Consider the following 22,522-nt stretch of genomic DNA (forward strand, 5'->3'; position numbering starts at 1 on the left):
CACGCAGAAGGCCCGACATCGGAATCCGATGCCGGGCCCTCTCCTGTCGAGTCGAACCTCAGGCCAGCTCGATCACCGACCACGACAGCGGCGGGAGCGTCGCGCGCACCGCGCCGTCGACGACCTCGGCGGCTGCGAGCGGCACCATGTGCACGGCATCCTGCGTGGTCTCGAGGTTCGCGGTGCGACGATCGCCGCCCTCGGGGATCGTCAGCGTCTCGGCGTTCACGACGCGGAGGCCGGTGAGGCCGCGCAGCTCGACGGTCAGGTCGCTCTCTTCGGTCAGCGAGCGGTTCGCGACGAAGACCACGACTCGTCCGGTCTCCTCGTCCCACGTGGCCGCGGCATCGACCGAGTCGACTCCGCCGTAGCGCTTCGTCTCGATCTGCGGAGCCGACACCGCGAGGCGCAGGATGCGGCCCTTGGCGAGACGGGCCATGCGCTCGAAGGGCCAGAAGCTCGTCTGGCGCCAGGCCGGACCGTTCTCCTCCGAGCGGATCGGCGCGATCACGTTCACGAGCTGCGCCTGGTTCGCGATCTTCACGCGATCGCCATGACGCAGCAGGCTGTTGAGCAGCGTGCCCACGACGACGGCATCCGTCACGTTGTAGGTGTCCTCGATCAGACGCGGGTGCTTCTTCCACCCGGCCTTCGCGATCTCGACCGACTCGACGTCGTTGAACTTCACCTGGTCCCACACGTTCCACTCGTCGAACGAGATGTCGACCTGCTTCGTGTGCTTGCCCGCCGCCTTCACCGCATCGATCGTCGCGATGACGCCGTCGATGAACGCATCCATGTCGACCGACTCCGCGAGGAACGACTCGGCGTCGCCGTCATGCTCCTGGTAATACGCGTGCATCGAGATGAAGTCGACCTCGTCGTACGCGTGAGTGAGCACCGTGTGCTCCCAGGTGCCGAACGTCGGCATCGACCGGCCGGACGAGCCGACGGCGACGAGCTCGATCGTCGGGTCGACGAGCTTCATGGCCTTGGCCGACTCCTGCGCCAGCCGCCCGTACTCCGTCGCGGTCTTGCCGCCGATCTGCCAGGGGCCGTCGAGCTCGTTGCCCAGGCACCACAGCTTGATGTCGAAGGGCTGCTCGGCACCGTTCTTGCGGCGAAGGTCCGACCAGTACGTGCCGCCCGGGTGGTTGGCGTACTCGACGAGCGACCTGGCCTCCTCGACACCCCGGGTGCCGAGGTTGATGGCCTCCATGACCTCGACGTCGGCATCCTTCGCCCAGTCCATGAACTCGTGCAGGCCGAAGGCGTTGGTCTCGATCGTGTGCCAGGCGCCGTCGATGCGCACCGGGCGGTCTTCGACCGGGCCCACCCCGTCTTCCCAGCGGTAGCCCGAGACGAAGTTACCTCCCGGGTATCGGACCACGGTCGGACCCATCTCCTTCACCAGGGCGAGGACGTCCTGACGGAAGCCGCGCTCGTCGGCCTGCGGGTGCCCCGGTTCGTAGATGCCGGTGTACACGCAGCGCCCCATGTGCTCGACGAACGACCCGAAGAGCCTCCGGGGGACGTCGGCGATGGTGAAGTCGCGATCGATGGTGATGCGGGCCTGAGACATTGCTCTCCTTGTTTCTGGCTCTCGAGCCGGGTGGGGGACTACTGACCGCCGAAGCCGCTGGTCGCGACGCCCTTGACGATCTGCTTCTGGAAGATGATGAACACGATGATCAGCGGCAGCGCCGCCAGCACGGCCTGAGCCATCACCTGGGCGTACTGCACGCCGTAGGCGCTGATCACCGTCTGGAGGCCGACCGGCAGCGTCATCAGCGTGGTGTCGTTGATGACGAGGAACGGCCAGAGGAAGTTGTTCCAGGCGCCGATGAACACGAAGATCGCGACGGATGCCAGGATCGGGCGCGACAGCGGCAGCACGATCGACCAGAAGATACGCAGTCGGCTGGCGCCGTCGACCCGGGCGGCGTCTTCGAGCTCGATCGGGATCGCGTCGAAGAAGCGCTTCAGGATGAACACCATGGCCGGCGCCACGACCTGCGGCAGGATCAGACCCCAGTAGGTGTCGATCATGTTGAACGCGAGCATCTCGTAGAACAGCGGGATGATGAGTACCTGCGGCGGCACGACGATCGAGGCGATGATGGCGACGAACAGCCACTTGCGACCGGTGAAGTCGAGCCGGGAGAAGGCGTAGGCGGCCAATGCCGAGATCGTGAGCGTGATCAGGGTCACGGCGATCGACGTCCACAGGCTGTTGAACGCCCAGGTGTAGACGTTGCCCTGCGACAGGATCGCGGTGAACGCCTCGATCGTCGGGCCCGAGGCGCCGATCCAGGACGGGTCGCCGCTGGCGGCATCCGTCTCGGTCTTGAACGCCGTCGCGATCGCCCAGAGGAAGGGCAGCAGCCAGCCGACCGCCAGGACGATGAGGACGACGAGTGCGCTGATGCGCAGCACGCCGAACGGCTTCTCGCCCGGCAGGTGCGGGCGACGGGCCCGCGCGGGCTTGGTCGTGGTGATGGTCTCGGTGAGAGTGGCGGTGGACATCACAGCTGCGACTCCTTCCGGCGGCGCGTGATCAGAGCCTGCGCGACGCCGATGATGACGATGAGGGCGAAGAACACATAGGAGATCGCGGCCGAGTAGCCGAATCGGTAACTGACGAAGCCGGCTTCGTAGATGTACTGGACGATCGAGCGGGTCGTGTCACTCGCGACACCGCCGAGCATCTGGTACGCCTGATCGAAGAGCTTGAGCGACGCCAGGATCTGCAGGATCAGGATCAGCACGGTCGCCGGTCCCAGCTGCGGAAGAGTGATCGACCAGAACTGGCGCCACGGCCCCGCGCCATCGAGCGATGCGGCCTCGTACTGCTGCGGCGGGATGTTCTGCATCGCCGCGAGGTACAGCAGGAAGTTGAATCCGACCGTCCACCAGACGGTGGCGATCACGATCGACAGCATGTTGGTGTCGGGATTCTGGAGCCAGGCGAGAGGCTCGAGACCGAAGAACTCGAGGATGTTGTTCGCGGCACCGATCTGCGGGTTGAAGATCCACACCCAGATCTGCGAGATCACGGTCGAGGCGAGCAGATACGGCATGAAGAACGACAGTCGCCACAGCCACTGACCCGGGATGCCGCGGTCGACGAGCGCCGCCATCAGCAGAGCGATCACGACGAGCGGCACAGTGGACAGCAGGGTGAACCACACCGTATTGCCCATCGACTGCCACATCTTCGGATCCGTCAGCGCCTCGGCGTAGTTCGCGAAGCCGATGAAGGAGCCGCCGGCGCCCGTGAGCGATTGGTCGGTGAAGCTGAGGATGATGCCGTGCACGATCGGCCAGGCGAGGAACAGCACGAACGCGAGCAGGAACGGAGCGAGGAACGCCCAGCTGATGAGCTGCTCGCGGTTGCGGGAGCCGGCGCGACGGATCGGGATGGCGGCCTTGGAGCCGGTGACGATGGTGCGCGTGGAGTCGGTTGCCGTGGTCATGATGCGAACGTCCCCTCGGGGTCTGCCGGGTTGGGCTGACGGAGCAGGGTGTTCACCCGTGCCTCGAACCGGTCGATCGCCGCCGCGGGGTCATCGCCCGACAGCAGGACGCCCTGCACCGCGGCGCCGAACTCGCCCTGGAAGTTGGAGCCCGATCCGGTGAACCACGCGGTGGGGTCGTACACGACGTGCTGCGCGGCCTCGGCGTAGTGGGCCTGGGGGACGAGATCGGCGTACTCGGGGGACTCGGTGACCGGCAGGAAGGCGGGGATGTGCCCGGCCTCGGCCCAGCCGAACGAGCCCTTGAGCATGTCGGCGACGAACTGGTACGTCAGGTCGCGCTTCTTCTCGTCGGCGTCGGTCTGATGCGGCAGCACGAACGAGTGCGAGTCGGCGTAGACCGCCGGGGTGCCGTAGAGCGTGGGGATCATGGTCGCATCGAACGGGATCTCCGCGTTCTGCATGGTGCGGAGCTCCCAGACGCCGGTGAACAGCATGCCGCTCTTGCCGGTCGCGAACTCGGCGACGGCGCTGCCGTAGTCGGCCTGGGCGAGGGCGATCTCGCCGTCGAGCAGAGTGCGCATGAGCGAGAGGGACTCGACCGCGGCATCCTTGTCGATCACGGCCTTGCCGCCGGCGGGCAGCTCCATCGCACCGCCGTGCTGCGAGTAGAAGGTGTAGAAGAGGCGCCACATCTGCGCGCCGTCGCCGAGATATCCGTACGACAGCGCGTGGCCGTCGGCTTTGCCGCCGATCGTGCGCAGCTGCTCGACGAACTCCTCGGGAGACGACGTCTCTGCGAGGCGACCGTCGCTGTCGAGCACTCCGGCGGCATCGCAGATGTCGGTGTTGAACATCGCGACGAACGGATGCGCGTCGAGCGCGACGCTGTACATGTTCTCGCCGACGAAGCCCTTCTCCCAGATGGGCTTCGGGAACGTCGATGCGTCGACGCCGAGGTCTGCCAGTCGGTCGAGATCCCACGGGTCGAGCAGACCGCCGGGGGCCCAGCCGACCGTTCGGGTGGCGTGCATGATCGCGACGTCGGGGGCGCGGCCACCGGCGCCCGCCATCGCGAGCTTCGTGTAGTACGGGGTGCCCCAGGCGAGCACCGTGGGGCGGATGCGGTACGCGTTCTGCGCCGCGTTCGCGGTGTCGAGCAGTTGCGACATGGTGACGCCGTCGCCACCCGAGAGCAGATGCCAGAACTGGAGGGTCGTGGTGTTCGAGCCCGGGACTGTTCCGGGGGCGCAGCCGGCGAGCAGCGCCGCGGCGGCCGTGACGGAGGCGGCAGTCAGGAACTGCCGTCTGGACATATCGAGCGGGGGCGTCATCGTCACTCCTTCGTGACAGCGGGCGGGGTCGGGGTACATCATTACATCGATGTAATCAGCGGCGCAAGAGTGAGCCGATGCTTCCGGGCCGCGTCAGGGGCGGTAGCCGCGCGGGGTGCCCCGCGTGCTGTCGCGCTCGAGCAGATGATGCGAGAGGGTGAGCGCGCGCGGGGGAGCGGAGCGGTCGTCCATGCGCGACTCGAGCAGCGTGAGGGCCGCGTCGGCGAACGCGCGACGATCGAAGGCGATCGTCGTGAGCGAGGGCGACGTGTACCGCGAGAACTCGACATCGTCGAAGCCCGTCACGATCACATCGTCCGGCACGCTCACGCCGTGATCGTGCAGCGCGTGCAGCGCTCCGAGCGCGAGCGAGTCGGTGAAGGCGATGATCGCGTCGAATGCCACACCCCGCCGGAACAGCGTGGCGACGCCATCCGCCCCACCCGTCATCGACCACGGCATCGGGTTGATCTCGAGAGCGGTGTCGCGCGGGATGCCGACCTCTCGCAACGCGTCGTGCACGCCCTCGAGTCGCAGGCGACCTGTGGCGGTCGCGACCGCCGCGTCGTCATCGGCGCCGATCACCGCGATGCGGGTCGCCCCGCGAGACAGCACATGCCGGGTCACGTCAGCGGCGGCGCGGCGACTGTCGATCCGCACGTGGTCGGCCCTGTTCTGCTCGACCTCCCCGAGCACGACGAGCGGGGGCAGCCGGTCGGCGTACTTCAGCACGCTGTCCTCGAGGCGGATCGGGTTCAGGATCAGCCCGTCGACCAGGTGCGCGCGAGCGCGCGAGACGAGCTCCCGCTCGCGTTCGGGATCGGTCGCGGTCTCCTCGATCTGCACCGCCAGGCCCCGATCGTGCGCAGCGTCGACGATGCGATGCATCAGCTCGGCCGAGAACGCGGTGGCGAGGTCGGGCAGGGCCACGGCGATGATGCCCGAGCGGCCCTTGCGGAGCCCGCGGGCGTTGAGGTTGGGCACGAAGTCGAGCTCCACCATCGCCGACTCGACCCTGAGCCTCGTCTCCTCGCGAACGGCGACCGTGCCGGTGACGACGTTCGAGACCGTCTTGGGTGAGACGCCGGCAAGTGCGGCGACGTCCTTCATCGTCGCGCGCGGCGGCGGCATCGCAGTCATCCGGTCAGCCTATCCATGCGCGTGCCGAGCGCGGTGCCTCTCCGATGGCGGGCGAGGCTGCCGTGGCTACTATGGCCCGATGACCATCGAACGCAACTGGGCCGGCAACCTCACCTATCGCGCATCCGCGATCGAGCACCCGAGCTCGATCGATGAGCTGCAGGGATTGCTCGCCCGGGGCGGGGCCGTGCGCTTCCTCGGGTCGCGGCACTGCTTCAACGACATCGCCGACACCGACGGGGTGCTCATCGCGCTCGACCGGCTGCCCGTCTTGTTCGAGGTCGCCGACGCCCGTGACGCCGTGCGCGTGTCGGGCGGGCTGCGCTACGGGGACCTCGCCCCGCTGCTCGATGCCGAGGGGCTCGCGCTCGCGAACCTCGCCTCGCTGCCGCACATCTCGATCGCGGGAGCCGTCGCGACCGGAACGCACGGCTCGGGCGACGCGACGGGATCGCTGGCCTCCGCCGTGCGCGCGCTGACGATCATCACGCCGGCAGGGGAGATCCGCTCGCTCGCTCGCGGAGACGACGACTTCGACGGCGCGGTCGTCAGCCTCGGAGCCCTCGGAGCGGTCGTCGACGTGACGCTCGATGTCGAGCCCGCCTACGAGGTCGCCCAGCACGTGTTCGAGCATCCGTCGTGGGATGCGATCCTCGCCGACTTCGACGAGGTGACGAGCATCGGAACGAGCGTCAGCATCTTCTCGCGGTGGGAGCACACCGACGTCGCCGACCAGATCTGGGTCAAGCAGCGACAGCCCGAGGCGCGCGAGAACACCCGCGCCGATCTCTTCGACCGACTCGGAGCGGAGCCTGCGACAGCGAAGCGGCATCCGATCATCGGCGTCGACCCGGTGGCCTGCACCGAGCAGCTCGGAGTGCCGGGGCCGTGGTTCGAGCGTCTCGCGCACTTCAAGCTCGAGTTCACGCCGTCGGCGGGCGCCGAGATCCAGAGCGAGTACCTGGTGCCCCGCGCCGATGCGGTCGCCGCGATCCAGGCGGTCCGCACGCTCGCCGGCCAGATCGCGCCGCTGCTGCTCGTGAACGAGATCCGCACGGTCGCCCCCGACTACCTCTGGCTGAGCTCATCGCAGGGTACGGATGCCGTCGGCATCCACTTCACCTGGAAGCCCGACGAGGCGGCCGTTCGCGAGTTCCTGCCCACGCTCGAGGCGGCACTGCCCGAGACCGCCCGCCCGCACTGGGGAAAGGTGTTCACGCTCGATGCCGCCGAGGTGCGCTCTCGCTACTCGCGCTGGGATGACTTCGCCGCGCTCGCGGCGCGGTTCGACCCGGAGCGCCGACTGGTGAACCCCTACCTGGAGCGCCTGGGCCTCTAGCGCCTGCCGCTGCCGCGGGATCCATTGCACCACCGGGCTTGTTCTCGGTAACATTCTCCGAGGCTCGGCCGACGGAGGTGTGCATGGCGAACGTCGGTTCAGACAAGCCCAACATCCGTCAGGTGGCGACCATCGCGGGCGTCTCGCACATGACGGTCTCGCGTGTTCTCAACGATCACCCGAACATCAAGCCCGACACGAAACGCCGCGTGCTCGAGGCGATCGAGGAGCTCGACTACCGCCCGAACCTCGTCGCGCGGGCTCTCGCCACGCAGCGCACCCGCCGGATCGGCGTGATCGTCGAGAGCGCGGTGGCGCACGGTCCGACCAGCATCCTGCGAGCGGTCGAGCTCTCCGCACGTGCCACCGGATACTCCGTCACGCCGATCGCTCTGCACGAGGGTGACCCGCTGTCTCCGCAGGAGGCGGTCGACAATCTCGTGACCCAGGGAGTCGATGCGCTCTGCGTCATCGCGCCCCGCTCGTCGTCCGTGGCGGCGCTGCGCCGCATCGCCATCACCGTGCCGATGCTGGTCGTCAAGGCAGACGCCGACCCGACGTTCCTCACCGTGTCGATCGACCAGCATGCGGGCACGACATCCGTGGTCGACCACCTCGTCGCACTCGGCCACCGCGACATCCTGCACCTCTCGGGTCCGCTCGACTGGCTCGACGCGAGGGCTCGGGAGCGGGCCTTCCATTCGCGGGCCAAGTCGTGGGGCATCCGCGAACGGCCCATCGTCGTCGGCGACTGGTCGGCCGACTTCGCCTACGACTTCGCGAAGGGGCTCACGCGGCTGCCCGACTACACGGCGATCTTCGCCGCGAACGACGACATGGCGATGGGGCTGATCCACGGTCTGCACGACCGGGGCTTCGAGGTGCCGCGGGATCTCAGCGTGGTCGGCTTCGACGACATCCCGCTGGCGCGGCACTTCATCCCGCCGCTCACGACGGTGCGCCAGGACTTCGGGGCGCTGGGCGTCGCGGTGGTCGAGATGCTGCGCGCGGCGATCGAAGGGCGGGACATCCCCACGCTCACCCGGATCCCGACCGAGCTCGTCGCCCGCGGCTCGTCGGCCGCACCTCGGGAGGTGCGATGACCTCCGACCGTGGTCCCGCGCCGGTCGTGCGGCTTGCGGGCATCACGGTCGAGTTCCCCGGCGTGCGCGCGCTCGATGACGTCGACTTCCGGCTGTTCCCCGGCGAGGTGCATGCCGTCATGGGCGAGAACGCCGCCGGCAAGTCCACCCTGGTCGCGGTGATCACCGGCACCCTCGCGCCGGAGGAGGGCACGGTCCTCGTCGACGGCGAGCCCCGTCGGTTCTCGGGGGTCGCCGACAGTCGAGCGGCGGGGATCGCGACGGTGTTCCAGGAGACCCAGCTGAGCCCGAATCTCAGTGTCGCGGAGAACGTGATGCTCGGGCGGGAGCGCCGAGGACGGTTCGGCATCGACTGGCGGAGGACGAGAGCGGATGCCGCGGAGGCGCTGGCCAGACTCGGGCTCGACGGCCTCGATCCGAAGACGCCGCTCTCTCTGCTCACGCCTGCGCAGAAGCAGCTCGTCGCACTCGCGCGCGCGGTCGTCGACGAGCCGAGGGTGCTCGTCCTCGATGAGCCCACCTCCAGCCTCGACGTCGCCGAGGTCGCGACCCTGATGCGCGTCATCCGCGGTCTGCGGCAGCGGGGGGTCGCGATCCTGTTCATCTCGCACTTCCTCGAGCAGGCGTTCGCGATCAGCGACCGCATGACCGTGCTGCGCAACGGGCGGCGCGTGGGGGAGTATGCGACGCGAGACCTCGACCGGGCCGACCTGATCTCGAAGATGCTCGGCAAGGACATCGACAGCCTCCGAGCGCTCGGCTCTGAGCGCAAGGCCCACCACTACGCGTACGACGGAGAGCCCGCGATGCAGGCGTCCGGTGTGGGGCGACGCGGTGAGCTCGAGCAGATGGATGTCGAGATCCAACGCGGAGAGATCGTGGGCCTCGCGGGGCTGCGGGGTTCCGGGCGCACCGAGCTCGCGTCGCTGCTCAGCGGTTCGGCGCGGGCCGACAGCGGCGAGCTCTGGGTCGACGGCGAACGGGTGCAGCTGCGGAGCCCGTCGGCGGCGCTGCGACACCGGATCGCGCTGTCGGCCGAGAACCGGGGGACGCAGGGCATCATCGGCGAGCTCACGGCGCGCGAGAACATCATCCTGTCGCTGCAGGCGCTGCGCGGGTGGACTCGTCCGCTCTCGCACGCGGAGTCGCGGGGACTCGTCGAGACGTACGTCGAGGCCCTGCATCTGGATCCCGCCGACCTCGACCGCCCGGTCGGCCTGCTCTCGGGGGGAACCCAGCAGAAGGTGCTGCTGGCCCGTGCGCTGGCGGTGCGTCCGCACGTGCTGATCCTCGACGAGCCCACTCGGGGGATCGACATCGCGGCGAAGATCGATGTGCAGAGACGCATCAGCCAGCTGGCCGGTGACGGAGTGGCCGTGGTCTTCATCTCGTCCGAACTCGAAGAGGTGGTGCGGCTGAGTGATCGCATCATCGTGCTGAAGGACCGCGAGAAGATCGGCGAGCTCAGCAACGGTCCTGGTGTCACGGTCGACACCGTGGTCGAGATGATCGCCGCTGAGCTCAGCCACAGCGTTGAGCTGTGATCGGTAACAAGATCTTTTCCTTCATGCATCGTTGATTTTCGTTCGACCTCTTGTGTTCCAGAAATTGTTCCCGGTAACATCACCGCAGGACATGCGATGCAGGTGTCCTGCAATCACGATCGGACCATGACTGGTCCACCACCGCCGGAGTGACCACCGGCATCTCAACGAGGAGAAGAAATGTCCGCGAAGAAGCGCATTCGCATCGCGTTCGGCCTGGCAGCAGTCGGCGCACTCACCATCGGCCTTGCGGCCTGCTCGACCGGCGACTCGGGCGACGGGGGTGGCGACGGCGACGACGTCACCACGGTCGGCTTCGTGGCCGTCGGTCCCGAGGGCGCATGGCGCGAGGCCAACGAGCAGAACATCCAGGACACCTTCACGGAGGAAGCCGGATACGACCTCAAGTACGCACCCGCCACCAACCTCGACCAGAAGTCGCAGATCGACGCGTTCACGTCGTTCGTCGACGAGGGCGTCGATGTGATCCTGCTCTCGGCCACCGAGGCCTCGGGCTGGGAGGACTCGCTCAAGCGCGCACAGGAGGCGGAGATCCCCGTCATCCTGCTCGACCGCGGCATCGAGCCCGACGACGACAGCCTGTACGTCACCCGCATCGCTCCCGACAACGTCGAGGTCGCGAAGGAGGTCGGCACCTGGGCTGCGGCGACGTTCCCCGACGGAGGCAACTACGTCGTGCTCGAGGGGCCGGCCGGCGTCGGCGTCGTGAACGAGCGCAACACCGGCTTCGACGAGGGCCTCGGCGACTCGTCGCTCACCAAGCTCGACGCGCAGACGGCGAACTGGTCGGCGGAAGAGGGCAAGAGCGTCTTCGAGACGATGCTCAAGTCCTCGAACAACGACATCCAGCTCGTGTTCGCACAGAACGACGAGATGGGTCTCGGCGCTGCGCAGGCCGCTGAGGAAGCCGGCCTGGTGGTGGGCGAGGACGTCAAGATCGCCACGATCGACGGCACGAAGAACGCCATGCAGGCGCTCGCCGACGGCCAGCTCAGCTACGTGCACGAGTACAACCCGCTCTTCGGCGAGACGGCCCTCGAGGTCGTCGAGAAGGCTCTCGCGGGTGAAGACGTCGACTCGTACATCGTCGTCCCCAGCGAGGCGTTCGATTCCGCAGAGGCGGCACAGGCCGTGCTCGCCGACCGCAAGTACTGACCCCGCCGCCGGAGCGATCAGCCAGTGAGCCCGGGCGGTGCCGCAACAGCCGCACCGCCCGGGCTCTTCCGGAGGAGGAGACACCGATGAACGAAGCACTGCCCATCGTCGAGATGCGTGGGATCTCGATCGAGTTCCCTGGCGTGAAAGCCCTCGACAAGGTCGATTTCCGGCTGTTCCAGGGCGAGGTCCACGCGCTCATGGGCGAGAACGGCGCGGGCAAGTCGACCCTGATCAAAGCCCTGACCGGCGTCTACCGGATCGACTCCGGGTCGATCGTCGTCGCCGGGCAGGAGCGCAGCTTCGGCGGCGCCGGCGACGCGCAGGATGCCGGGATCTCGACGGTGTACCAGGAGGTCAACCTCGCCCCCAACCTCTCGATCGGCGAGAACGTGATGCTCGGTCATGAGACGCGAGGTGTGTTCGGCATCAACTGGACGGCCACCCACCGCGCTGCGACCGACGCCCTCTCCCGACTCGGCCTGGGGCACCTCGACACCCGCCGGCCGCTCTCGACCCTCTCGATCGCGCTGCAGCAGCTCGTCGCCATCAGCCGCGCGATGGCGATCAAGGCCAAGGTGCTCATCCTCGACGAGCCGACCTCCAGCCTCGACGCCGCCGAGGTCGAGGGCCTCTTCACCGTGATCCGGGCACTGCGAGACCAGGGGGTCGCGATCCTCTTCGTCTCGCACTTCCTCGATCAGGTCTACGCGATCAGCGACCGCCTGACGGTGCTGCGCAACGGCCTGTACGAGGGTGAGTACCTCACCCGGGACCTCGACCGCCACGCTCTCATCTCGAAGATGATCGGCAAGGACCTCGATGCGCTCAAGTCGCTCGGAGGCAACCGCCGCCGCGCGCCGCGCGAGGCCGATGAGAAGCCGCTGCTCGCGGCATCCGGAATCGCACGACGCGGAGCGGTCGAGGCGACCGACCTCGACATCCGCCCCGGCGAGGTCATCGGCTTCGCCGGGCTGCTCGGCTCCGGGCGCACCGAGCTCGCCCGACTGCTCTACGGCGCCGACCGCACCGACGAAGGCACGATCGAGCTGCATGGACGCCGGGTCGACCTCAAGTCGCCCGCCGATGCGCTGCCTCGTCGGATCGCCTTCTCGACCGAGAACCGCCGCGACGAGGGGATCATCGGAGACCTGACCGTGCGCGAGAACATCATCCTCGCCGTGCAGGCGGAGCGCGGATGGGCGCGTCCCATGAGCCGCAAGGAACAGGATGCGATCGTCGACCGCTACATCGCGCAGTTCAACGTCCGTCCGGCCGACCCCGACCGGATGATCAAGAACCTCTCCGGCGGCAACCAGCAGAAGGTGCTGCTCGGCCGCTGGCTCGCCACGCAGCCCGAGCTGCTGATCCTCGATGAGCCGACCCGCGGCATCGACGTGGGTGCGAAGGCCGAGATCCAGGAGGCGGTGGCCGAGCTCGCCGAAGACGGCGTCGCCGTGGTGTTCATCTCTTCCGAGCTCGAAGAGGTCGTGCGCCTCTCCGAGCGGATCGTCGTGCTGAAGGACCACCGGAAGATCGGCGAGATCCAGAACGGACCGGACGTCACCGCGCAGGTGATCGTCGATGTGATCGCCGCTCACGGAGTCGAGGCCGCTGCCGAGACGCTCGACGACACCGACGGCGCCGTGCCCGATAGCATCGCCCCCACGACCGACAAGGAGGCAGCGCGATGACCGCGTCAGCCGGCACCACCATCTGGCGGGACCTGATCCACAAGCCGTTCTTCTGGGGCATCGTCGCGATCTTCGCGCTGCTCGCCCTGAACGTGATCAAGGACCCGACGTACCTCGCGCTCTCGATCAACCCCAACAACGGCAACCTCGTCGGCAACCTCATCGACATCCTGCGCCAGGCGGCGCCGATCATGATGATCGCGATCGGGATGTCGCTCGTGATCGCCACCGGTGGCATCGACCTCTCGGTCGGATCTCTGATGGCCGTCGCCGGAGCGGTCTCGATGGAGTTCCTCAGCGCCGCAGGCGACTCCTTCGGCGCAGCGCTCGCCGCGGTAGGACTCGCGCTGGTCATCACCGGCATCCTGGGGGCGGTCAACGGCGTCCTCGTCGCCTATGTCGGCCTGCAGCCCTTCATCGCCACGCTCGTGCTCATGCTCGCCGGCCGAGGCATCGCCAAGGTGATCACCGGCGGGCAGAACACGACGGCATCCAACGATGCGTTCCGGTGGATCGCGAACGGCTTCGTGATCGGCATCCCCGTGGTGTTCATCCTCGCGGTGCTGATCGTGATCGCCGTCGGCTGGGTGGTGAGGCGCAGCGCGCTGGGCCTGATGATCGAGGCGATCGGCATCAACCCCCGGGCCAGCCGCATGGCGGGTATCAAGCCGAAGGGACTGCTGCTCACGGCCTACATCATGAGCGGCATCCTCGCCGGGATCGCGGGCATCATGTCGGTCGGCAGCGTCATGACCGTCGACATCTCCCGCACCGGCTACCAGCTCGAGCTCGACGCGATCCTCGCGGTCGTCATCGGCGGCGCATCGCTGGCGGGTGGCAAGTTCTCACTCAGCGGCGCCTTCGTCGGCGCGTTGCTCATCGCGACCCTCGACAAGACCGTGCTGTATCTCGGCGTCTCGTCGTCGGCGACCCCGGCGTTCAAGGCCATCGTGATCGTCGTGCTGTGTCTGCTGCAGTCGCAGCGCGTGCGCAGCTGGTTCCGGACGCGACGCAGAGCCCGCCCGGTCGAACAGATCATCGCGAAAGAAGAGGTGTCCGCATGAGCGTCATGACCGCCCCTCCGGCCCCTCGGGCGACGGAGAGCGTCGCCGACCGTCTGCGACGCATGATCACGGCGAACCCCTCGGTGCTGCCGACGATCGCCTCGGTGGTCATCTTCGTCGGCATGGTGATCTTCGGCGAGGTGGCCTACGGCCGCATCCTGCAGTTCAACACGCTGTCGAACCTGCTCATCAACAATGCGCACCTCATCGTGCTCGCGGTCGCGCTGACCTTCGTGATCCTCACGGGCGGCATCGACCTCTCGGTGGGATCGATCATCGCGGTCTCGTCGGTCGCCGGTGTGATGCTCTCGAACGCCGGCTGGAACGCCTTCGCCGTGATCGTCGCGATGATCGGCATCGGCGTGCTCTTCGGCATCGTCTCGGGAGTGCTGATCCGGTACTTCGACGTGCAGCCCTTCATCGCGACACTGGCGATGATGTTCCTCGGTCGGGGCCTCGCCTCGCTGCTCAGCACCAAGCCCGAGCGGCTGGGTGAGGAGTCGCCGATCCGCTGGATCGGCACCCAGCTGAAGATCATCGACGGCCCGAAGGTCAACGACCTCGTGATCACCCCCGCCGTGCTCATCGCGGTGATCGTCGTGGCCGCCGCGTTCTTCGTTCTGCACCGCACGCGCACCGGCCGCACCGTGTACGCGATCGGAGGATCGGAGAGCTCGGCGCTGCTCATGGGTCTGCCCGTGCAGCGCACCAAGGTGCTCGTCTACGTGATCAGCGGCGGTCTCGCCGGTCTCGCGGCGGTGCTCTACACCGCACGACTCGGCACCGCTCAGAACATCACCGGCATCGGGTGGGAGCTCGACGCGATCGCCGCGGCAGTGATCGGCGGCACCGTGTTGACAGGGGCTTACGGATACGTGCTCGGCTCGGTCGTCGGTGCGCTGGTGCTCGGTCTGATGAACGTGCTCATCACGCGTGACGGAGGCATCCCGCCCGAGATGACGACGATCATCACGGGCGGCATCCTGCTCGTGTTCGTGCTGCTGCAGCGGGCGGTCACCCGAAAACGGGAGTAGCTTCCGCTCCATCGCCTGAATGGCCCCATCTCGCACCGAGGTGGGGCCATTCGCATGTCTGAGCACCCTGAAGGTCCCATCTCGGAACACCGGTATTCGAGCTGCGGATGTCGGTGACGTCCTCATATGAAGACGTAACGTTGTCGTTCGTGACCGATGGCGTGCGATGACGGATGTGGAGACCGACGAGCTGCGCGCCTTCGCGACGAAGGCCGCCAGTCTGCGGGGCGACTTCGGCTCGGCGGTGGTCGCGCAGTCGTCGGGGCTGGGCGCACGCTCGATCACCGCGGCGGTGGCGCGATTCGGCGACGCATGGACGACGGCACTGGGGCGCCGTCTCGCGGACGTCGACATGGTGGCGGAGAACCTGCGGCAGACCGCCGAGGTGTTCGACCGGGGCGATGAGGCGTCGAGCAGCGAACTCGACCAGATGATCTGGGCCGAGAGCGACTACTGATGTCCGAGCTGGGGACGACGAACGACCCGGTCGCGCTGATACCGGGCTCGTATGCCGCGGCGCATACGGTCGCGTCCGCGTGGCGGTCTCGGTCCGAGGCCGCCACTGCCCTTCGGGACGGGTTGCGGGGCCTCGAGGTCGATTCCGCGTGGACGGGGTACCCGTATGAGAAGTACCTCGAGCGGGCGGAATACGTGCGGTCGTCATGGCAGAGGTGCGGCGAGTACTTGATGAGTGGCGCCGCCGCTCTGTCGGCCTATGGCGATGCTCTGCGATGGGCGCAGGACGAAGCCGCACGCGCCATCGACCTGTGGGAGCAGGCCGAAGCAGCGACGATCGCCTCACGCCAGGAGCACCAGGTGAAGGTGCGTGAGCTGGAACGCGACCTTCACCTGCGACACGTCGAACTCGACGTCCCGTTCGTCGACGGCGGCGCGGACCTGCGCGCACAGGCGGTCGACGTCTTGACGAACGCACAGGGTGTGCTGGATCGCTACGCCGTCGACGCTGCCAACGCCATCCACGCAGCGGCGGATGCCGCGCCCCTGCAGACGCCGAAGCAGGCCGAAGGCGCGACGAACTGGGCAGTCGTCCGGGCGATCGGCTCGATCATGTTCGAGACCGCCGTACTCAACCCGGCGATCGAGCAACTGAACTTCATCGCCTCGATGGGCAACGCGCTCATCAACCACCCCGACATCCTCCTCGAACTCCTCGGCGGAGTCGCGCTCGTGGTCGGTGGCGGCACGATGATCGGCGGCGGAGGTGCCCTCGCGATCACCGGAGTTGGAGGCGTCCCCGGTGCCGGCCTCGCCTGGGCCGGCGTGGGTGTCGCGGGCGCAGGCCTCGCCGCTGCCGGGCACGCCGGGACGCGATGGATGAACGAGGCGACCGGGGATGATGCGGTCCGCATCGTGGAGCGCCCGCCACCCCACCCTGAACACGGGGGCCGTGACATCAAGGGCCACTGGAACGGCGACGGGCAACGCCCTTGGGTCGATACCGAGAAGATCGGGTTGGATCGAGTCGCTGACAGACGCAGCGTCGAGGTCATCCACGATAAAGTTCGTGCGACCATCGACGGGTACCGTCACAAGCCCGACGCGACGTCAGATCAACACCGCTACTACGACGGCCTCTACGAGAATGCCGATGGGACCTACACCGGCATCGAGGTCAAGGGCGGCACCGGCAGCCGCGACGCAGCCCAAAAGGGATTCGACAGCACGGTCAGTCCCGAACGCCCCGCGACCGCCACCCTCAACGGCAAGACGATACAGATCACCCGAGTGGTCCTGGAGACTGTGAAATGAGTACACCTACGCATATCGACCAGATCAATGGTGAGAGCCGTGGCCCTTTCGTCGACTACGTCCGCCCGTACCCGGAGCAACTGCGGGCGTCACTGAAGGGCATGAACGGATCCACGTTCTGGTCCTACAGTCTGTGGCGTGCGCCCGAAGGTGCGGACCTCCTCGAGGACATGCCGTTCAGTGAGGAGTACATGCAGTGTGCGGGAACCGCTGAGGCGCTGGCGCTGGAGGTGCGCCGCATCGAGGCCGACGGCACTCCCCGCCAGTACGCGATCGGCAAGCCCGGCGGCGACCGCACAGGCGAGCCCACCGAGGTGATCCACTACGACGACGGTCGCCACAGCACCACGGTCTACCCGCACGAGGTCTTCACCGCCGACGAGGCGGCGGTCATCTTCTACACGTACTTCCTCACCGACGACGTGTCTCAGCCCTACGAGCTCCGCGATCTGCACCTGAGCTGGCCGAAACCTGAATCCGAAGAGGGCGCCGGCTGATGCGCATCCGCGTCGAGCACGAACCGCTCGCCCAGTCGATCGCGACGCTGGCCGACACCGCGCAGCAGATCCGAGCGCTCCTCGACGACCTGGACGCCGAAGCAACCGGGCTGAGGCACCTGTGGACCGGGGCCGCCCAAGATGCCTACTCCCGCGCTCACCGCGAATGGAACGAGTGTGCCGGCGACATGCAGACCGCTCTCACCAGCGCCGCCACCGCGGCCGCCCGCGCGCAAGCACGCACTCGCGAGGCCGAGGCTCACGTCGCCGACCTCTGGAGCTGACTCACACCGTCGGAATCCAGACCCGCATGGTCGACGGACCGCGCCGCGCCCAGTCGTGATAGGCGATCAAGGGGGCGTCGACCGTCTCGCCGGTCGAGCGGTGGCGCACCGGCAGCACCACGTGACCGTCGCGCTCGACGGGCTCCCCGGCCGCGACCGCGTCGCCGATGTCGCCGCCGAGGTCGATCGACTCGAGTGCCAGCACCTCGGGGCCGCGTTCGATCGCGACGCTGCCGCGCACGGCATCCACCATCGGATGCGGTGATGTGGTCCTCGCCACGATCGGCAGAGTGAGTTCGACGATGTCGCCGGCGCGGAACGCACGAGCGACTTCGACCGCACCCGGAGGTGCAGGCAGCTCCGTGACCTCATTCCCGCTGTGCACACGCACCGTTGCTCCCGACGCCCACGACGGCACTCGCAGCGTCAGTGTGAACTCGGCATCCTCGGTGATCGTGACGCGAACATCGCCCTTCGCCGGGTAGTCCGTCGAGACATCGAACGCGACGATCCGGCCGTCCGGCAGTGTCGTGCGCACGGTCGACGGTGCGTACTGATGCAGCTGCACGCCGTCATCATCGGCCGTCGCGACATACGCGGAGAGGCTCGCGAACGTGCGCGCCACATTCGGCGGGCAGCACGACACCTCGAACCACGGCGCGCGCAGCGATGACGAGGCGCGCGGCGACGTGGCATCCGGATCCGCCGGGATCCCCGGCGTGCGCTGATGCAGGGTGTTGGCGTAGAAGAACGAGCGCCCGTCGTCACCGGGCGAGGTCGCGACGACGTTGAACAGGGTCCGCTCGATCAGGTCGGCGTACTGCGCCTCACCGGTCGCGAGCAGCAGCCGCCACGAGAACATGATCGACCCGATGCCGGCGCAGGTCTCGGAGTAGGCGCGATCCGGCGGCAGCTCCCAGTCGTCGCCGAAGGCCTCGTCCTGATGGTGCGACCCCTGGCCCCCCGTCACATAGGTGCGGCGTTCGACCGTGCGATCCCACTGCGACCGCAGGGAGTCGAGCAGCGAGTCGTCGGAGAGCTCGGCGGCGACGTCGGCTGCGGCGGAGGACAGGTAGTTCGCCCGCACGGAGTGCCCGCGAAGAGCCTCGGCGTCGCGCACCGACACGTCGTCCTGGAAGTAGCTGCGCCCCCACTCGATCTCGCCGAGCGACCCGCGACCGTGCCGCTCGACGAACAGCGCGGCCTGATCGATGTAACGCTGCTCACCGAGCGCTCGGCCGAGCTCGGCAAGCCCCGCCTCGACCTCGGCATGCCCGCAGATCGCGTCCCGGCCGTCGACGCCGAACTCGCGGCAGACGAGATCCGCGGCGCGCCGAGCGATGTCGATCAGACCGTCGTCGGCATCCGGTCTCGTGCGCACGCGGGCGACGGCCGCCTGGAACAGGTGCCCGAGGCAGTACAGCTCGTGCCCCCACTGCAGCGCAGACCAGCGTTCGTCCTGGCCCTCGCGGCCGAACATCGTGTTGAGGTACCCGTCGGGCTCCTGCGCGGCGGCGACCCGGTCGACGACCCGGCGGAATCGCTGCTCGAGGTCGCTGTCGGCTGCGGCATCCGTCCGCCCGATCTCCCACGCCAGCGCCTCGAGGTACTTGTAGATCTCGGAGTCGGCGAACTCGCGTCCCCGACGCCCGTCCGGCAGCGTGCCGGCGGCGGCGAGGTCGAAGTTGGGCAGCCATCCCTCGGACTCGAGTCGCGACTCGATGTGGCTGAGAGTGGCAGTGCCGTTGACGGCCTGGCGGTCGGCCCAGAACCCTCCGGTGATGCGCACCTCGTCGAGGCCGAGCGGGCGCAGACGCCCGTGCGTGGGAACCACCGGGGCGGCCGGTGCAGTGGTGTCGAACATGGTCATCCCTTGAAGGCGCCGGACATGAAGCCGCGCACGTAGTGTCGTTGCAGGATCAGGAAGAGCAGGATGCAGGGGAGCGCCAGCACGACGACTCCCGCCTCGGTGGCGCCGTAGTCGACGACGCCCTGCACCTGTCCGCGGAGGTTCGCCACCGCGAGCGGCAGCGTCATGCGGTTGGTGTCGTTGATGAGGATCAGCGGTGCCATGAAGTCGTTCCAGGCGGTGAGGAACGCGAACAGCCCGACGGTCACGAGCCCGGGCTTGACGGCAGGGAGCAGCACCCGCCACAGGGCGCCCCAGCTCGAGCATCCGTCGACCATCGCCGCCTCGTCCATCTCCCGCGGGATCGACTCGAACGAGATGCGCATCATGAACATCGAGAACGGCAGCTGGAACATCGTGATCACCAGCGCGACGCCGACCAGCGAGTTCTGCAGGCCGACCGCATTGAGGATCACGTAGAGCGGAATGAGCAGGGTCGCATACGGCACCATCAGGATGGCGAGGGTGAGGAGGAACAGTGCGTTCTTGCCGGGGAACGAGAAGCGCGCGAACGCGTATCCGCCCAGCAGCGAGATGAACAGGGTGAGCGCGACGGTGAGCACCGAGACGAAGAGCGAGTTGCCCAGATACACCCAGATGCCGGCCTGGTATTCGCCGAGGGCCGCGTAGTTGCCGAAGCCCCAGCCGTCGGTCTGGCTGGTGCCGGCCATCGGGCTGACCGACGAGACGCCGGTCCAGATGAGCGGATAGAGGAAGATCACGGCCAGCGCGGTCGTGAACACCCAGTACGGGATGCCGAGGACGACGCGAGCGGCCTTCGAGCGATAGCGCGGCGGGGTCGGCTGATGGTTCGGAGCGACGATCGTGCGCGTCAGCGTCTGGGACATGATTCTCAGCTCTCATCCGTGCGGCGGAACGCGCGCAGTTGGAAGACGTTGATGACGATGAGTGCGAGCAGCACGATCACCGAGAGGGCGCCGGCGATGCCGAGGCTGTTCTGCCCCTGGAATGCGACGTTGTAGATGAGCTGCACGACGGTCATGGTGCTGTTGTCGGGGCCGCCCTTGGTGAGGATGTAGAACTGCTCGAACGCGAGCAGCGACCCGGTCACGCACATCACTGTCGTGAGCGCGAAGGTCGGCTTGAGCAGCGGCACGGTGATGTCGCGGAAGGTCTGCCAGCGGTTCGCGCCGTCGATGCGGGCGGCTTCGTAGACGTCATCCGGGATTCCCTGCAGGCCCACCAGCATCAGCAGCATGTAGAAGCCCGCGTATCGCCAGACGATCAGGAAGATGGTCGACCACAGTGCGCCCTCCGGCGTGCCGAGGAACGTGATGCCCCACGACTTCATGAGGTTCGCGAACGGGCCGGCGATGGGGGAGTACAGCACGTAGAAGAGCAGTGACGCGGATGCCAGGCCGAGCGCGCTGGGGATCAGGAAGGCCGTGCGCAGGAACCCCTTCCAGCGGGTGGACTCCTGCACGAGCAGGGCCAGGCCGAGCCCGAGTCCGATCAGGATCACGGTCGTGATGACGGTGTAGAGCAGGGTGAAGCGGATCGAATCCCAGAAGAGGCGGTGCGTGACGGCATCCGCATAGTTCTCCGGGAAGTTGATTCCCTGGTTGCCGCTCAGCAGGGGCCAGTCCGAGGCCGACATCTGCAGCACCAGCACCAGCGGCACGATGAACAGCAGGGCGACGAAGATCGCCGTGGGGGCCGCGTACAGCCAGCCCTGCACCGGGCCGCCGAAGGCGGTGCGCCGTCTGCGGCGATGCAGCGGGAGTGTGGCCTGGGTCATCACGTTCTCTTTCGATGGGGGACTGACGAGGGGGGATGCGGGGGCGACGCGGCGCGCCGCCCCCGCATGATCACTGCGACAGGATCGCCGTGATCTCCTCGTTGTCGGCGGGCACCGAGTCGTCGCCGTTGAGCACGGCGTTGCGCACCAGGGTGAGCCACGGGCTGCCCGGGGCGTTGAACGCCTGCTGGAAGTTCAGGGCCACCGGGGTGTCGCCCTGGGCTGCGACCTCGTTGATCGTCACCAGTCGGGGATCGGCGGCCGCATACTCGTTGTCGGCCAGGTCTCCGCGGGAGACGGCGTTGCCGTCTTTCGCGAGCACCTCGACCTGGGCGTCCTCGGACATCATCCAGTTGAGGAAGTTCCAGGCCTGCGCGGCCTTCTTCGAGTCCTTCGAGATGCCGATGCCGTCGCCGCCGACGAACGTCGAGGCGCCGCCGTCGACACCGGGGATGCCGGCGACTCCCGCGTCGAACTCGAGCGAGGGGAGCAGCGTCGCGGGGAAAGGCATCACGCCGACCTTGCCCTCGCTGAACGCGGCGGTCCAGGTGGGGCCAGCCTCATCGGTCGAGCTCGGGAGAACCGCACCCGCCTCTTCGAGGCCCGCCCACGTGTCGTAGACGGCCTGAGCCGAGTCGCCGTCGAGCAGGGACTCGGTGCCGTCGTCGCTCATGACCTCGTCGCCCGATGCCCAGATGGAGGGGAACCAGGTGAAGACCAGGCATCCGCCGCAGTTGAGGCCGGTCGCGGTGCCGTAGGTGTCCGGCTTGTTCAGCGACTGCACGGCCATGGCCGCTTCGGCGAACTCTTCGAGCGTGGCGGGCGCCTTCTCGGGGTCGAGGCCGGCCTCGGCGAAGAGCTCCTTGTTCCAGAAGAGCATCGAGAGGTCGAGGGCGAACGGCAGCACGTACTCGGCGCCGTCGACGGTGCCGGCCGACAGGTGCCCGGGGTTGATCTCGTCTTTGAAGTCGAGGGCGTCGATCTGCTCGGACATGTCCTGGAACAGGCCCTGCTGCGCCCAGTTCGGCACGTAGACGATGTCGGCGGCGAAGAGGTCGGGCAGGCCGCTCGACCCTGCGGCGGCGCCGACTTTCGCGACGTAGTCGTCGTTGGGCACGACTGTCAGCTCGACCTGGTTCTCGTGGCTGTCGTTGTAGGCGTCGACCAGCAGCTTGGCCTGGCGCTCGATCGGCGCGCGGGTCCACAGTGTCAGGGTCGTGCCGTCGTCGGTGCCTTCGGCGGGGATGGGCTCGTCGGAGGCGGCGTCATCGCCGGCGGGTGCGCAGGCGGCGAGTCCGCCGACGAGCAGGCCGGCCGCGATGACGGCGGCTGCTGCCCGACGTGCGGCGTGGGTGCGAATGGTGTTCATGGGCGGGGGCTCCTCTGGGCTCGTCCTCGA

General features: G+C 67.9%; 20 protein-coding genes. 11 read left to right on the forward strand and 9 right to left on the reverse strand.

What is annotated here, in order from left to right; all coding sequences use genetic code 11:
- Window positions 1-58 precede the first annotated feature (58 nt).
- The 5 genes from ASE34_RS17180 to ASE34_RS17200 form a co-directional block, all read right to left on the reverse strand.
- Complete coding sequence (locus tag ASE34_RS17180; RefSeq protein WP_056280569.1) at window positions 59-1,582, reverse strand: alpha-N-arabinofuranosidase; 1,524 nt, start codon at window positions 1,580-1,582, stop codon at window positions 59-61.
- Between the two features lie 38 nt (window positions 1,583-1,620).
- Window positions 1,621-2,526, reverse strand: coding sequence for a carbohydrate ABC transporter permease (locus ASE34_RS17185; protein WP_053097912.1), 906 nt, complete (start codon window positions 2,524-2,526; stop codon window positions 1,621-1,623).
- Window positions 2,526-3,476, reverse strand: coding sequence for a carbohydrate ABC transporter permease (locus tag ASE34_RS17190; RefSeq protein WP_053097910.1), 951 nt, complete (start codon window positions 3,474-3,476; stop codon window positions 2,526-2,528). The genes ASE34_RS17185 and ASE34_RS17190 overlap by 1 nt, the downstream gene beginning before the upstream one ends.
- The gene (locus ASE34_RS17195) at window positions 3,473-4,810 is read right to left on the reverse strand and encodes an extracellular solute-binding protein (RefSeq protein ID WP_056280572.1); all 1,338 of its coding nucleotides are present in this window, start codon (window positions 4,808-4,810) and stop codon (window positions 3,473-3,475) included. The genes ASE34_RS17190 and ASE34_RS17195 overlap by 4 nt, the downstream gene beginning before the upstream one ends.
- A gap of 93 nt (window positions 4,811-4,903) precedes the next feature.
- Complete coding sequence (locus ASE34_RS17200; protein ID WP_056280575.1) at window positions 4,904-5,950, reverse strand: LacI family DNA-binding transcriptional regulator; 1,047 nt, start codon at window positions 5,948-5,950, stop codon at window positions 4,904-4,906.
- A 79-nt stretch (window positions 5,951-6,029) separates the two neighbouring features.
- Between ASE34_RS17200 and ASE34_RS17205 the strand changes: the two genes are divergently transcribed.
- The 11 genes from ASE34_RS17205 (at window position 6,030) to ASE34_RS17255 (ending at window position 17,455) form a co-directional block, all read left to right on the forward strand.
- Entirely contained in the window at window positions 6,030-7,289 is a 1,260-nt protein-coding gene (locus ASE34_RS17205; RefSeq protein WP_056280578.1) for a D-arabinono-1,4-lactone oxidase, read from the forward strand.
- Window positions 7,290-7,372: 83 nt separating this feature from the next.
- Window positions 7,373-8,392, forward strand: a complete 1,020-nt coding sequence (locus tag ASE34_RS17210) for a LacI family DNA-binding transcriptional regulator (RefSeq protein ID WP_053097905.1) — start codon at window positions 7,373-7,375, stop codon at window positions 8,390-8,392.
- A complete protein-coding gene (locus tag ASE34_RS17215) occupies window positions 8,389-9,936 on the forward strand; it encodes a sugar ABC transporter ATP-binding protein (RefSeq protein WP_056280582.1) in 1,548 nt (515 codons plus the stop codon). Before ASE34_RS17210 ends, ASE34_RS17215 begins: the two co-directional genes overlap by 4 nt.
- A gap of 180 nt (window positions 9,937-10,116) precedes the next feature.
- Window positions 10,117-11,112 carry a substrate-binding domain-containing protein gene (locus tag ASE34_RS17220; RefSeq protein ID WP_053097901.1) on the forward strand — a complete coding sequence of 332 codons (996 nt, stop codon included), beginning with the start codon at window positions 10,117-10,119 and terminating at the stop codon, window positions 11,110-11,112.
- An 86-nt stretch (window positions 11,113-11,198) separates the two neighbouring features.
- On the forward strand, window positions 11,199-12,806 hold the full coding sequence (locus tag ASE34_RS17225) for a sugar ABC transporter ATP-binding protein (RefSeq protein WP_053097899.1): 1,608 nt from the start codon (window positions 11,199-11,201) through the stop codon (window positions 12,804-12,806).
- Window positions 12,803-13,870, forward strand: a complete 1,068-nt coding sequence (locus tag ASE34_RS17230) for an ABC transporter permease (RefSeq protein ID WP_053097897.1) — start codon at window positions 12,803-12,805, stop codon at window positions 13,868-13,870. Before ASE34_RS17225 ends, ASE34_RS17230 begins: the two co-directional genes overlap by 4 nt.
- Window positions 13,867-14,904, forward strand: a complete 1,038-nt coding sequence (locus ASE34_RS17235) for an ABC transporter permease (protein ID WP_082297904.1) — start codon at window positions 13,867-13,869, stop codon at window positions 14,902-14,904. The genes ASE34_RS17230 and ASE34_RS17235 overlap by 4 nt, the downstream gene beginning before the upstream one ends.
- Before the next feature lie 166 nt (window positions 14,905-15,070).
- The gene (locus ASE34_RS17240; RefSeq protein ID WP_053097891.1) at window positions 15,071-15,361 is read left to right on the forward strand and encodes a type VII secretion target; all 291 of its coding nucleotides are present in this window, start codon (window positions 15,071-15,073) and stop codon (window positions 15,359-15,361) included.
- On the forward strand, window positions 15,361-16,674 hold the full coding sequence (locus ASE34_RS17245) for a putative T7SS-secreted protein (protein WP_056280585.1): 1,314 nt from the start codon (window positions 15,361-15,363) through the stop codon (window positions 16,672-16,674). Before ASE34_RS17240 ends, ASE34_RS17245 begins: the two co-directional genes overlap by 1 nt.
- Entirely contained in the window at window positions 16,671-17,171 is a 501-nt protein-coding gene (locus tag ASE34_RS17250) for a hypothetical protein (RefSeq protein WP_056280588.1), read from the forward strand. Before ASE34_RS17245 ends, ASE34_RS17250 begins: the two co-directional genes overlap by 4 nt.
- Window positions 17,171-17,455: a WXG100 family type VII secretion target gene (locus tag ASE34_RS17255; protein ID WP_056280591.1), complete on the forward strand. Its 285-nt coding sequence runs from the start codon at window positions 17,171-17,173 to the stop codon at window positions 17,453-17,455. The genes ASE34_RS17250 and ASE34_RS17255 overlap by 1 nt, the downstream gene beginning before the upstream one ends.
- A 1-nt stretch (window position 17,456) precedes the next feature.
- On the opposite strand, the gene ASE34_RS17260 is transcribed toward ASE34_RS17255, so the two are convergent.
- The 4 genes from ASE34_RS17260 to ASE34_RS17275 form a co-directional block, all read right to left on the reverse strand.
- Window positions 17,457-19,325, reverse strand: a complete 1,869-nt coding sequence (locus ASE34_RS17260; RefSeq protein ID WP_157538308.1) for a beta-L-arabinofuranosidase domain-containing protein — start codon at window positions 19,323-19,325, stop codon at window positions 17,457-17,459.
- A complete protein-coding gene (locus ASE34_RS17265) occupies window positions 19,322-20,212 on the reverse strand; it encodes a carbohydrate ABC transporter permease (RefSeq protein WP_082297903.1) in 891 nt (296 codons plus the stop codon). The genes ASE34_RS17260 and ASE34_RS17265 overlap by 4 nt, the downstream gene beginning before the upstream one ends.
- A gap of 5 nt (window positions 20,213-20,217) precedes the next feature.
- Window positions 20,218-21,123 carry a carbohydrate ABC transporter permease gene (locus ASE34_RS17270; protein WP_053097880.1) on the reverse strand — a complete coding sequence of 302 codons (906 nt, stop codon included), beginning with the start codon at window positions 21,121-21,123 and terminating at the stop codon, window positions 20,218-20,220.
- A 70-nt stretch (window positions 21,124-21,193) separates the two neighbouring features.
- Window positions 21,194-22,492, reverse strand: coding sequence for an ABC transporter substrate-binding protein (locus ASE34_RS17275; protein WP_056280597.1), 1,299 nt, complete (start codon window positions 22,490-22,492; stop codon window positions 21,194-21,196).
- Between the last annotated feature and the right edge of the window lie 30 nt (window positions 22,493-22,522).

This window comes from Microbacterium sp. Root280D1 (assembly GCF_001428975.1).
In the GTDB taxonomy this organism is placed as follows: Bacteria; Actinomycetota; Actinomycetes; order Actinomycetales; family Microbacteriaceae; genus Microbacterium.

Bases quoted from the DNA above. Each gene is read 5' to 3' on its own strand.
- ASE34_RS17180 (WP_056280569.1), bottom strand. From the start codon at position 1,582: ATGTCTCAGGCCCGCATCACCATCGATCGCGACTTCACCATCGCCGAC.
- ASE34_RS17185 (WP_053097912.1), bottom strand. From the start codon at position 2,526: ATGTCCACCGCCACTCTCACCGAGACCATCACCACGACCAAGCCCGCG.
- ASE34_RS17190 (WP_053097910.1), bottom strand. From the start codon at position 3,476: ATGACCACGGCAACCGACTCCACGCGCACCATCGTCACCGGCTCCAAG.
- ASE34_RS17195 (WP_056280572.1), bottom strand. From the start codon at position 4,810: ATGACGCCCCCGCTCGATATGTCCAGACGGCAGTTCCTGACTGCCGCC.
- ASE34_RS17200 (WP_056280575.1), bottom strand. From the start codon at position 5,950: ATGACTGCGATGCCGCCGCCGCGCGCGACGATGAAGGACGTCGCCGCA.
- ASE34_RS17205 (WP_056280578.1), top strand. From the start codon at position 6,030: ATGACCATCGAACGCAACTGGGCCGGCAACCTCACCTATCGCGCATCC.
- ASE34_RS17210 (WP_053097905.1), top strand. From the start codon at position 7,373: ATGGCGAACGTCGGTTCAGACAAGCCCAACATCCGTCAGGTGGCGACC.
- ASE34_RS17215 (WP_056280582.1), top strand. From the start codon at position 8,389: ATGACCTCCGACCGTGGTCCCGCGCCGGTCGTGCGGCTTGCGGGCATC.
- ASE34_RS17220 (WP_053097901.1), top strand. From the start codon at position 10,117: ATGTCCGCGAAGAAGCGCATTCGCATCGCGTTCGGCCTGGCAGCAGTC.
- ASE34_RS17225 (WP_053097899.1), top strand. From the start codon at position 11,199: ATGAACGAAGCACTGCCCATCGTCGAGATGCGTGGGATCTCGATCGAG.
- ASE34_RS17230 (WP_053097897.1), top strand. From the start codon at position 12,803: ATGACCGCGTCAGCCGGCACCACCATCTGGCGGGACCTGATCCACAAG.
- ASE34_RS17235 (WP_082297904.1), top strand. From the start codon at position 13,867: ATGAGCGTCATGACCGCCCCTCCGGCCCCTCGGGCGACGGAGAGCGTC.
- ASE34_RS17240 (WP_053097891.1), top strand. From the start codon at position 15,071: ATGACGGATGTGGAGACCGACGAGCTGCGCGCCTTCGCGACGAAGGCC.
- ASE34_RS17245 (WP_056280585.1), top strand. From the start codon at position 15,361: ATGTCCGAGCTGGGGACGACGAACGACCCGGTCGCGCTGATACCGGGC.
- ASE34_RS17250 (WP_056280588.1), top strand. From the start codon at position 16,671: ATGAGTACACCTACGCATATCGACCAGATCAATGGTGAGAGCCGTGGC.
- ASE34_RS17255 (WP_056280591.1), top strand. From the start codon at position 17,171: ATGCGCATCCGCGTCGAGCACGAACCGCTCGCCCAGTCGATCGCGACG.
- ASE34_RS17260 (WP_157538308.1), bottom strand. From the start codon at position 19,325: ATGACCATGTTCGACACCACTGCACCGGCCGCCCCGGTGGTTCCCACG.
- ASE34_RS17265 (WP_082297903.1), bottom strand. From the start codon at position 20,212: ATGTCCCAGACGCTGACGCGCACGATCGTCGCTCCGAACCATCAGCCG.
- ASE34_RS17270 (WP_053097880.1), bottom strand. From the start codon at position 21,123: ATGACCCAGGCCACACTCCCGCTGCATCGCCGCAGACGGCGCACCGCC.
- ASE34_RS17275 (WP_056280597.1), bottom strand. From the start codon at position 22,492: ATGAACACCATTCGCACCCACGCCGCACGTCGGGCAGCAGCCGCCGTC.